The sequence below is a fragment of the Rhodoplanes roseus genome, assembly GCF_003258865.1.
In the GTDB taxonomy this organism is placed as follows: domain Bacteria; phylum Pseudomonadota; class Alphaproteobacteria; order Rhizobiales; family Xanthobacteraceae; genus Rhodoplanes; species Rhodoplanes roseus.
This window is the reverse complement of sequence record NZ_NPEX01000202.1, coordinates 1-10,871: the sequence shown is the minus strand read 5'-3', so window position 1 is coordinate 10,871 and position 10,871 is coordinate 1. Positions and strand designations below refer to the sequence as shown.

At 69.1% G+C, this 10,871-nt stretch carries 9 protein-coding genes; 2 read left to right on the top strand and 7 right to left on the bottom strand.

Going from position 1 to position 10,871, the window contains the following annotated elements; translation table 11 throughout:
- Positions 1-81: 81 nt before the first annotated feature.
- From CH341_RS22480 to CH341_RS22470, 3 genes are all read right to left on the bottom strand, one after another.
- Positions 82-519 (bottom strand): cupin domain-containing protein, encoded by a 438-nt coding sequence (locus CH341_RS22480; RefSeq protein ID WP_245431193.1) that lies wholly within the window; start codon positions 517-519, stop codon positions 82-84.
- 186 nt (positions 520-705) lie between these two features.
- Entirely contained in the window at positions 706-1,473 is a 768-nt protein-coding gene (gloB, locus tag CH341_RS22475) for a hydroxyacylglutathione hydrolase (protein ID WP_111421206.1), read from the bottom strand.
- 226 nt (positions 1,474-1,699) lie between these two features.
- Positions 1,700-2,980, bottom strand: a complete 1,281-nt coding sequence (locus CH341_RS22470; protein ID WP_111421205.1) for an LVIVD repeat-containing protein — start codon at positions 2,978-2,980, stop codon at positions 1,700-1,702.
- Between the two features lie 177 nt (positions 2,981-3,157).
- On the opposite strand from CH341_RS22470, the gene CH341_RS22465 reads away from it, so the two are divergent.
- The gene (locus tag CH341_RS22465) at positions 3,158-3,784 is read left to right on the top strand and encodes a PadR family transcriptional regulator (RefSeq protein ID WP_111421204.1); all 627 of its coding nucleotides are present in this window, start codon (positions 3,158-3,160) and stop codon (positions 3,782-3,784) included.
- A gap of 21 nt (positions 3,785-3,805) precedes the next feature.
- Here CH341_RS22465 and CH341_RS22460 read toward each other — a convergent pair whose 3' ends face one another.
- The 4 genes from CH341_RS22460 to CH341_RS22445 all read right to left on the bottom strand — a co-directional run bounded on the left by CH341_RS22460 (position 3,806) and on the right by CH341_RS22445 (position 9,961).
- Entirely contained in the window at positions 3,806-4,801 is a 996-nt protein-coding gene (locus tag CH341_RS22460; protein WP_111421203.1) for a Bug family tripartite tricarboxylate transporter substrate binding protein, read from the bottom strand.
- A gap of 24 nt (positions 4,802-4,825) precedes the next feature.
- Positions 4,826-6,082: a M20 family metallopeptidase gene (locus tag CH341_RS22455; RefSeq protein ID WP_170149763.1), complete on the bottom strand. Its 1,257-nt coding sequence runs from the start codon at positions 6,080-6,082 to the stop codon at positions 4,826-4,828.
- 374 nt (positions 6,083-6,456) lie between these two features.
- A complete protein-coding gene (gene malQ / locus CH341_RS22450; RefSeq protein ID WP_111421201.1) occupies positions 6,457-8,436 on the bottom strand; it encodes a 4-alpha-glucanotransferase in 1,980 nt (659 codons plus the stop codon).
- Positions 8,437-8,494: 58 nt separating this feature from the next.
- Positions 8,495-9,961, bottom strand: a complete 1,467-nt coding sequence (locus tag CH341_RS22445) for an alpha,alpha-trehalose-phosphate synthase (UDP-forming) (protein WP_111421200.1) — start codon at positions 9,959-9,961, stop codon at positions 8,495-8,497.
- A 308-nt stretch (positions 9,962-10,269) separates the two neighbouring features.
- Between CH341_RS22445 and CH341_RS22440 the strand changes: the two genes are divergently transcribed.
- Positions 10,270-10,871 (top strand): maltotransferase domain-containing protein (locus CH341_RS22440; RefSeq protein WP_146604580.1); only part of this gene is annotated, 602 nt, incomplete at its 3' end.

Below are 10,871 nucleotides of genomic sequence, written 5' to 3'. Positions count from 1 at the left end.
ATGTATCGATCTTCGTCGCCGGAGTCCGGGTTCACCGCTGCGCGGCGCCCCGGAAAGACCCATGCCGACGCCGCGTTCGCGTCACCCCGCCGGCGGCGAAAAGTCCGGCGGCGCCAGCTCGAAGCGGTCGAACAGGAAGCCCGGCGCCACCGTGCAGCCGACCAGCGTCCAGTCGCCGAGCGTCTCGGCCGCCTGCCAGGCGCCGGCCGGCACCACGGCCTGGGGCCGCTCGCCGGCGGCGAGATCGTGGCCGAGCCGGATCGTGCGTGCGGGCTCGCCGTCCGCCGCGATCTCCAGCCGCAGCGGACTGCCGGCATACCAGTGCCACACCTCGACGGCGTCGACCCGGTGCCAGCGCGAGCGCTCGCCGCGCGCCAGCAGGAAGTAGATCGCGGTCGACGCCGACCGCCCTGCCGGCTCCGCCGCGTCCCGGAACGTCTCGCGGAAATGCCCGCCCTCCGGATGCGGGGCGAGCCCGAGCAGGTCGACGATGTCGGCGGCGGTCATCCCGACACTCATGACAGCGCGTCTCCGCACCCTGATTCCACCCTCATGGTGAGGAGCGCTCCCCAGGAGCGCGTCTCGAACCATGCGGCCCCGGTTCGCGAGAGCCGAATCCCAATCGGCGCGGCCGCCCTCGCCCTTCGAGACGGCTGCTGCGCAGCCTCCTCAGGGTGAGGGCGGACTGGCGCATACGGGCGCCCCTCAGAACCGGTTCTTGCGCTCGCGCACCTCGGCGAAGACCTGGGCGGCGGGCTTGCCGCTCATCTTCACCGCGGTGGCGACCACGGGCACGTCGGCGCGCAGGAACGGGTTGGCCCGCTTCTCCTCGCCGAGCGTCACCGGGATGGTCGGCTTGCCGGCGGCGATCTGCCGGTCGGCCTCCGCGGCGCGCGCCTTCAGGGCCGGGTTGTCGGGCTCGATCGTCAGCGCGAACTTGATGTTCGCCTTGGTGTATTCGTGGCCGCAATAGATCTTCGTGTCGTCCGGCAGCTCGCGCAGCTTCACCAGCGACGCCCACATCACGTCGGGCGTGCACTCGATGACGCGGCCGCAGCCGATCGAGAACAGCGTGTCGCCCACGAAGGCGATCTTGTCGGCCGGGAAGACGTAGGCGATGTGCCCGGCCGTGTGCCCGGGGGTGTCGATCACCTGCGCGGTCAGGCCGCCGACCTTGACGGTGTCGCCGCCCGCGACCGTCGCATCGACGGCCGGGATGGGCTGCTTCTCGTCGCGCGGCGCCGTCACCTTGCAGCCGTGCCGCTCCTTCAGCTCGGCGATGCCGCCGGTGTGGTCGCCATGGTGATGGGTGACCAGAATGTCGGTGAGCGTCCAGCCGGTCTCCTTCAGGGCCGCGTCGACCGCCCAGGCCTCGGGTGCATCGATCGCGGCCGTGGCCCCGGTCGCCGGATCATGGACCAGCACGCCGTAATTGTCGGACAGGCACTTGAAGAGATGCGTTTGCGCGGACATGGGGCCCCATCGTGCGGTTGGCTCGTCCCTGCACCTAGGATGAACCGGACGATTGCGCAACCGCAACAGGGTCGCGGAGCCCCGGTTCTCCGGCGCCGGGCCGTCGATCGGGGCGGGGCCGCCGTGGCCGCGGTCGACTGTCTCCGCGACACGGCGTCTTGTTCGGCGGCGGGTGCGACGTCGGGTCACGAGGAGCCCCGGCCGTCGATCCGTCGCACCGCCGGGCTCAGCCGCCCGTGTATTCGAGAATGTGCAGGCCGAGGCCCCAGCGGTCGGCCATGTAGATCAGCCCGGTCTCCGGATCCACCTGCACGTCGTTGCTTTGCGGGCAGCACCGCTCCTTGGTGCCGGCCGGGATGTAGTAGCCGGCCTCCTTGGGCCGGAACGGATTCGACCAGTCGATGATCCGCAGCCCCGCGTTGAACCAGCAGATATAGACGAGATCGTCCTTCTTCATGTCGAGCCAGATGTTGTGCGCGCCGTGCCGCGCGCCGGTATGGCTCCACTTCGGATCGAGCGGCCGCATGCTGTAGGGGTCGATCTCGTAGGGCATGAAGGTGCTGATCGGCAACGGGTGCTGGATGTTGCGCAGGTCGTAGAAGGTGACGAAGGCCGGCGGCTCGTCGCAGTTCACCGTGGTGGTTTCCTGCGTCGCGATGCCGAACTCGGATCCTTCCGGCACCAGGAAGCTGTGATAGCAGCCCGGCCAGCCGTGGGTCTCGTGCGGATTCTGCCGCCACATGAACTTCGGTGACGTCGGGTCCGTCAGGTCGAACATCGCGATGCCGCCGTCCCAATAGGCCGCCGTCACGTAGTTGCCGAACGGATTGCCTTCGTGGATCCAGACGCGCTTGTCGGACACCAGCGTGCTGTCCCAGGTGGGCGCCTCGTGCTCGGCCTGGCCCGGGATGACGCCGAAGCCGATCAGCTCGGGATTCCACGGGTCATTCATGTCGTGGACGAGCAGGACCTTGCCGCGATAGCCGTCCTTGAAGCCGGAGCTGTAGAGCAGGTTGCGCTTGCGGTCGAAGATCGGACGATGGACGCCGAACCCCTCGGTGCGGATGTGCCGCACGTATTTGGGATGGAACGGATCGGTGTTGTCGAGGATCCGCAGGCCCGGGATCGCGTCCGGATACTCCTTGCGCAGCGCCGGCCGGAGCTCGCTGTTGGTCAACAGGACGTCGTCGGTGATCCGCAGCACCTTGTGCGTGCGGGCCGCCGGCGAATCCACGATCTGATCGACGATCTTGGGTTTCGACGGGTTCGAGACGTCGAGCACCGTCATCCCGTTGTGGCCGTTCACGCCGGAGGCGGCGACGTAGCAGACTCCCTTGCCGACCTGGATCTGGAACGCGTCGCCCCATCCGTTCAGGTCGGAATGCGCGACCAGGCGCACGTTGCGGGACTCTTCCGGCCACGGCTCGGTGAGTTGATGGGGCACACCGACATATTGCTGCGCGCCCTCTCCGCGAACCGGATCAGGATGGTAGTACGGTCTCGACACGGACGGCTCCCAGTTTCTTTATGGTCCAAGTACCATAAATGACGTTCGATGTGAACAGAGGGGCGGCGACGGGCCGGCCTCGTGTGTCGCGACGATCTCGGCGAGGTGCGCCGTGTCGATTTCCCGTTGCGGAACCGTCCGCCGCCGTGCATCTCTCCGGCCGAACGGAGATCCGCGATGAGCCGTAGACCCTCGACCAGCACGGCCGCGCCTCGCGCCACGATCTCGTTGCTCGGCTATTCCCTGCTGAGCCTTCTGGCGCGCAAGGAGAGGACCGGCTACGAGCTGTCCCGCTTCACGTCCGGGGTCCGCAGCGTGATCTTCGCCTCGTCCGGGCACAGCAACATCTACAAGGAGCTCGCCAAGCTGAAGCGGGACAAGCAGGTCACGTTCCGCGTGGTGAAGGAGGCCCGGCCGTTCGACAAGAAGGTCTATACGCTCACGCCGCTCGGACGAGAGACCCTGCTCGACTGGCTGAGAAGCGAGCCGGAGCCGTTCTCCAGCCGGCGGGAGCTGAGCATCCGGGCGCATGCGCTGTGGCTCCTGAGCAGGAAGGAAGCCGTCGCGTTCCTCGACCGGCAGATCGCGCTGGCCGCCCAGGAGATCGAGAACCTGAAGGCGCACAGCACGTATCTGCAGACCGAGAACGACGTCGGCTTTCCACCGGCCTTCCAGCATCCGCTGTTCGGCACCTGCGCGAACATCATGCTGGAGATCGACAGCCGGCGGCTGGTGATCGACTGGTGCGAGTGGATCAAGACGCAGCTCGGGGCGGGACGGTCGGCCCGGGCGCCCGGTGCGTGAACCGAGCGCCCGCATCTGCTCCTACTTGACGGTCTGACGGCCCGAGACCTTGGCCAGCTCGGCCTGGTACTCGGTCTCCTTCACCAGGAACGTCGCGAAGTCCTGGGGCGTGTTCGCGCCCTGCGGCGGCACCATGCCGAGCGGCTCGATCCGGGCCCGGAACGACGGCGAATGAACCGTCTCGTTGAGCACCTTGTTCAGCTTGGCGACGACGGCCGGCGGCAGGTTCGGCGGCCCGGACAGGCCGACGAAGGCGTTGTGCTCGAAGCCCGGAAAGCCGAGCTCCGCCATCGTCGGCACGTCCTTCAACTGGGTAACCCGCTCGCGGCTCGCGACGGCCAGGATGCGGACCTTGCCGTCGTCGGCCATCGGCTTGGCGCTGGGATAGAACACGAAGGCGCCCTGGACCTCGCCGCTCATCACCGCCGTGGCCGCCAGCGCCGTTCCGCGATAGGGGACGTCGACGATCTTGGTGCCCGCCATCGCGTTGAGCTGCGACACGGCGATCGCCGGCGACGTGGCCGGCCCCGAGGTGGCGAACGTGACCTTGTCGGGCGTCGCCTTCGCGACCCGGATCAGATCGTCGAGGGTCTTGTAGGGCGAGTCGCCTTTGACGATCAGGACCAGGGTCGGGCCGTCGGCGATCTTGCCGATCGGGGTGAAGTCGCTGGTGAACTTGTAGGGGACCGAGAGGTAGTGCAGATTCTGGACTTCGGACAGGGCGCTGACCAGCAGCGTGTAGCCGTCCGGATTGGAGCGCAGCACCGAGCTCGCGCCGTTGATGCCGGACGCGCCGGGCCGGTTCTCGACCACGATCGTCTCGCCGATGCGCTGCTGCATCTCGGCGCCCAGAAACCGCGCCGGCACGTCGGACAGCCCGCCGGGCGCGAACGACACGACGAACGTGATGGGGCGCGTCGGATAGTCCTGCGCGGACGCGCCGGACGTGCCCGTCGCGCCGATCAGCAGCGCACAGGCGGCGGCGCGTAGGGTCGCGAATCCTCGATCTGGATGCATGGTCTCCTCCCTGTCGTGTCTTTTTCAGCGGCCCGCGTCGACGGCGGGCCGATTGCAGAGGTCGAGCGCGGTCGCGAGATAGATGCGCGAGGCCGTGACCACGTCGTCGAGCAGGACATGGTCGCCGATCTCGTGCATCGAGCGTCCCTTCGCGTCCGGATGCAGGCGTCCGCCGGGGCCGAACTGAACGCACGGCACGTCGTAGCGCGACAGATGGATCGCGTCGGATCCCGGCCGGCGCAGGAACGGACGGCTCGCCTCGCCCATGAGGCCCGCCTGCGCGGCGGACAAGGCCTCGACGATCGGCAGATCCTGCTCGAGCGTGAGGGCGGGGTCGGTCACCAGGAAGTCGAGGGCCGGCTCCTGGACGCCGTGCGTCTCGGCGTGTTGCCGCAACAGGCGCCGCAGTTGCCGCTTGACCTGGTCGGCCGTCTGGCCCGGGACCGTCCGGATATCGAGATAGAGGCTGCACTCCTGGGGATTGCGCGACAGCCGCCACGGCGCGCCCCCGCGGATGCAGGCGAGCGTCACGTTCGCCTGCTCGCCCATGAAGGCGTTCTCGGCGCGAAACCGGGCGGCCCACTGCTCGACCGCCTCGACCAGCGGCATCATCGCCGAGATCGCGTTGACGGTGCCGGGCTTGTTGGTGAGCGCGGAGTGGGCCATCGCGCCGCCCCGCAGCGTGATCCGGGCCCACAGGCATCCCATGTTGGCGGTGCAGATCCGCATCGCCGTGGGCTCCGCCAGCAGGGCGTAGTCGGCCGTGACGCCGTGCGACACCAGATGCTTGCTGCCGATGCCGTAGCCCGAATAGTCGCGGCCCTGGAACTCCTCGACGGGCGCCTTCTCGATCTCCCCGACGACGGCGCCGAGAGAGACGTCGCCGCGCAGCTCGATCCCGGCCTGGGCGATCGCCTCGATCGCGACGATCAGGCCGGCGAGCCCGCTCTTCATGTTGTTGGCGCCGAGCCCCCAGACCCAGCCGTCGCGTTCGATTCCTTTCGGCCGGAAGCCCTCGCCGTCGAGATGCGGCTCGTCGCCCGAATACGAGGTGTCCATGTGACCGGTGAACAGAAGATTGAGCCCGTCCCCGGTCCCGCGCCAATGGGCGACGGCGTTGGGCCGCCCGTCCTCGACCGGCTGCGGCGCCGCATCGAGACCGGCGCGCCGAAGGCGCTGCACGATGTAGCCGGCCATGTCCGCCTCGTGCCCGGTCGGGCTGCGGATGTCGATGAGATCGAGCAGCGTCCGCAGCACGGCATCCCGCGTGACGCGAGCCATCGCCCGACTCGCATCTCCGCTCTGCATGACAAGTGCTCCCGCGATTATGGTACTGCGACCATAGTCGATGGACCATAACTGTTCAAGCCGCGAGTCCGGGTCCGGCGCGACCACTGCGGCCGCCCGGTCGAGGCGGCCGGCGAGCCGGCGAGCCGGCGTCGGGTGTGAGGATGACATGCGCGGGAGTCGAGGTCGGCGGTGACGTGGCGCACGGCGCCGGTGCCCGCCGCCATCGCGGCTGGGCCCGGACTCGTTCATCTGCGATCACCGAGGACGCGACGGCGCGAGATCGTCGACGGTCACGACCTTATGGGGCGAGCGCCCGCGGACGGCGCCGCCGTGGCGCCGACCGGACTGCGGCCCGGGACGGGCCCTCAGCCGAACGCGCGGCCTTCCTCGCGGAGGATGCGGGCGACCTCGGCGAGGCGGTGGTCGGTGGAGAAGTCCTCCAGCCGCACCGGCAGCTTCTGGCGCCAGTTGGGATGCTCGTTGATGGTGCCGGGCACGTTCGGCTGGTCGACCACCTGGAAGGCGTCCTCGGCCGCGACCACCAGCAGGCGGCTCGGCGTGCGGGCCAGGAAGCGGGCGATCCCGTCGAACGAGACGTGGTCGGCATTGACGTCGCGACGCAAGGCCTCTGCGGCCATCTTGCGCGCATATTGTCGATCGTCGACTGATTCACCGGGGTCGATGCCGAGCCCGTGCTTCACGTCGAGGTCGTGACCGGACAGCCAGCCCGAGAAGGTCGGCAGGTCGTGGGTCGAGAACGACACCAGCGCCTGCTCCGGATACTCGCCCGGCTGGCTGAACGCGCTGTCCGTATTCCATTCGCGCTCGAACAGCATGATCCGATAGGACCACACGTTCCAGCCGGCCAGCGTCTCGCGGAACCCGTCCGGAACGGTGCCCAGATCCTCGCCGATGACGAGGCAGTGCTGGGCCTGACTCTCCTGCGCCACCACGGCCATCATGGCCTCGAGCGGGAAGCGCACATACGTGCCCTGGTCGGGCTTGAAGCCGTGCGGCACCATGTAGAGCCGGTTGAAGCCCAGCACGTGGTCGAGCCGGATCGCGCCGGCGTGCCGCATCACGGCGCGCAGCGTCTCGCGCAGCAGGGCGAAGTCGGTGTCCATCAGGACACGCGGATTGAACGAGGCGAGGCCCCAGTCCTGGCCGGCCGTGTTGAGGAGGTCGGGCGGCGCGCCGGCCGACAGCTCGCGCACATAGGCGCCCTGGCTCGACCAGACGTCGGCGGAGTCGGCCGCGACGCCGACGGCGACGTCGAGATAGAGGCCGATCGGCATGCCGATCTCGGCCGCGACGGCGGCGCAGGCGGCGAGCTGGCGGTCGGCGGTCCATTGCACGAAGGCGTGGAAGTCCAGCTCGGCGCCGTCGCTGCGGGCGAGCGCGGCCAGCGCCTCGCGGGTCGGCGCGCGCCACTCCTCGGGCCACATCCACCACGGCCCGCCGTGGCGGGCGCGCAGCACCGCGAAGGCGCAGAACCCTTCGAGCCAGTGCCCGCGCTCCGCCTTGAAGGCGGCGAAGTCCGCGCGCCGCTCCTCGCTGGCGTTGTCGCGGAACGCGTCGAAGGCGGCGCGCAGCCCTTTCAGCTTGGCCTGGATCACGCCGGCGTAATCGACCTGCTCGGAGTCGCGGAGCCGCGCGACGTCGCCGGCGACGCTGGTCCCGTCGACTCCCGGAAACTCCGGAATGGCCGTCACGTCAATATACAGCGGATTGAGAAAGAGCCGGCTGGTCGGCGAATAGGGACTGATCGCGCTCGGGTCGTCGAGCGTGATGGCGTGCAGCGGATTGAGCGCGACGCCGGCGGCGCCCAGCGATCCCGCGACCCGCACCAGCTCGCGCAGATCCGAGAAGTCGCCGATGCCCCAGTTGCGGGCCGAGCGCACGCCGTAGAGCTGGACCGCGAAGGCCCAGACGCGGCCGCCATGGTCGAAGGTCTTCGGCTGCCACGCCGCGGCGGGGGCGACCAGCACGGCCTGCGGCCGCGCGCCGTCGGCGCCGTCGACGGCCAGCCGATACGAGCCGACCTTGGTCTTCTCCGGCAGCGCGACGCCGCCGTGCTCGCAATGGCCGGAGGCGACCGTGCGGTTGCCGCGCATCAGGCGCCAGGCGGCGCCGTCGTTGCAGATTCCGTAGACTGGCTCGATGTGGCCCTTGCGGCGGACATGCACGTGCGGCTCGGCGCCGGGCGGCGGCCCGCTGCGCGCCAGCACGTCGAGGATCGCCCGCACCGCGTCCTCGCTCGCCTCGCGGAACGTGCCGCGTGCGTCGTAATAGCTCGTCTCGACGCCGAATTCCTCGGCCCGACGGCTCAGCTCGCCTTCAGTCATGACGATCGGTTCGTCCCGTGCTCGGCCCGCGGCGGTCGGATCACCCGTGGCGGTCGGATCAGTGGCGCTCGAACCGCACCACCGGCGCCTCGGAGCCGCGCGAGCCGGTCGCGGGCACCGTCGGGACCTTGGTGACGACCGGCAGCGCCATGTAGGCCGAGTCGTCGAGGGCGCGAACGAAGTTCGCGAACCATAGCTGGACGGACGACGCACGCAAGACCTTCATCATCGTCTGCCAGCGTTCGGAGCGTTCCTCCGCCGACATCGTCAGCGCCCGACCGAGCGCCCCCGCGATGGCCGAGGAGTCGTGCGGATTGACGATCAGGGCGGCGTCGAGCTCGCGCGCGGCGCCGGCGAATTCCGACAGGACCAGCACGCCGGGATCGAACGGATTCTGCGCCGCGACGTATTCCTTGGCGACCAGATTCATGCCGTCGTTGAGCGGTGTCACGAGTCCAACATTGGCGGTCCGGTAGAACCCGGCCAGGGTCGTCTGAGAGAAGCCCTTGTTGAGATAGCGGATCGGCGTCCAGTCGGGCTCGCCGTAGCGGCCGTTGACGTCGCTCACCAGCGTGGCGATCTCGGACTTCAGCGCCTTGTAGGCTGGAATGTCGCCGCGCGACGGCACCGCCACCTGCATCATCGTGACGCCGCGCCGGACCGACGGCTCGTTGTCCAGAAGCTCGGCGAAGCCGCGCACGCGGTTGCCCAGGCCCTTCGAGTAGTCGACCCGGTCGACGCCGATGATCAGCTTGGCGCCCTGCAGGCTGGAGCGCAGCCGCGACACTTCGGGCCGGGCCGCCGCCTTGGTGGCGCGGTTGGCGAACAGCTCGGTGTCGATGCTGATCGGGAAGACGCCGAGGCGCGTCTCGCCGTGCCGCGACCGCACGCTCGATCCGACGACGGGAAGACCCAGCTCCCGGCGGACATAGTCCTCGAAGTTGCGCTTACCGTCGATCGTCTGAAAGCCGATCAGATCGTAGGCCAGCATCGTTTCGATCAGCTCGCGATGATGCGGGATCGTCACCAGCATGTCGCGGCCCGGCAGCGGCGTGTGCAGGAAGAAGCCGATCGGCTGGGTGACGCCGAGCTTGCGCAGATCCGCGCCGAGCGGCAAGAAATGATAATCCTGCACCCACACCATGCCCTTGGTGCGGCAGAAGCGCAGCAGCGCCCGCGCCATGTAGCAGTTCACCTCACGATACGAGGCGTAGTCCTGCGGGCTGGTGTTGATCAGGTCGGCGCGCGAATGCAGCGCGGGCCACAGCGCCGAGTTGGCGAAGCCCTCGTAATAGCCGCGATAGTGCGCGGACGGCAGGTCGAGCGTCGCGAGCGCGCCTTTGCCGAGCGCCTCCACCTCGACGAACGGCTCCTTGCCGCAGACGTCCCGCGTGCGGCCGCTGGCGCCGACCCAGATGGCGCCGGATTCCGTCACGGCAGGAAGCAGAGCTGCGGCCAGGCCGCCCGTCACGGGCTCGTCGGCCTTCACGCGTGCCACCCGGTTGGAAACCACGACGATGTCCACTTGTGCCCTCCTGGGAGCGACTGCAGAAGTCTCGTTCCTGCCTCGAAACAACAACTTAGTTGTTCACTGGTTCCCTGCCGCCGCGGCACTGCCGAAAATGCGGCGAGAACGCGGGTGAAAATCGGGATCACGATTCGAAACAATGGTGCATCGGGGTGTCGCCGGTGGCCCGAACGGCGGCGTCACGCCACCGTCGGAGGCGCCGGCAGGGCTGCCCTGCGCCGGGCCGCGAATGGAACCGGACCCGTGGTAATTCGTTTTCCTTCGGCGGTGGGTAGCAGCTCCAGAACACGCGAAAAGTACCGATCATGACGCACGATCCGCGCCTCTCGACGGCCCTGGACGCGACGCCGCTCGACTCGGACGTCTACGGCCGGCGCTACGTCATCGAGGACGTCTACCCGACCATCGATGCCGGCCGGTTCCCGGTGAAGCGGATCGTCGGCGAGCCGGTCGACGTCTGGGCGGATATTTTTCGCGACGGCCACGAGGTCACGGCGGCGGCGCTCCGCTGGCGCCGCGACGGCGAGCGCGGCTGGTGGACGGCGCCGCTGGTGCATGCCGGGAACGACCGCTGGCACGGGACCTTCGTGCCCATCGAGCTCGGCCGTCATGCTTTCGCGATCGAGGCGTGGACCAGCGTGTTCGCGACGTGGCGTCGCGACACACTGGCGAAGCAGAAGGCCGGCGTCGACATCGCGCTCGAACTGAGAGAAGGCCGCGATCTGATCGCGGCGGCGCTGCCGCGCGCCGGCGACACGGCGGGGCGGCTGCAGGCGGCGCTGAACCTGTTCGACGCCACCAAGGACGCCCGCCCGCTGCTCGCCGAGGATCTGGGGGCCGCGATGGCGGCCGTCGAGCCGCGGCCGGATCTGACCTGGAGCCCGGCGTTTCCGATGATGATCGAGCG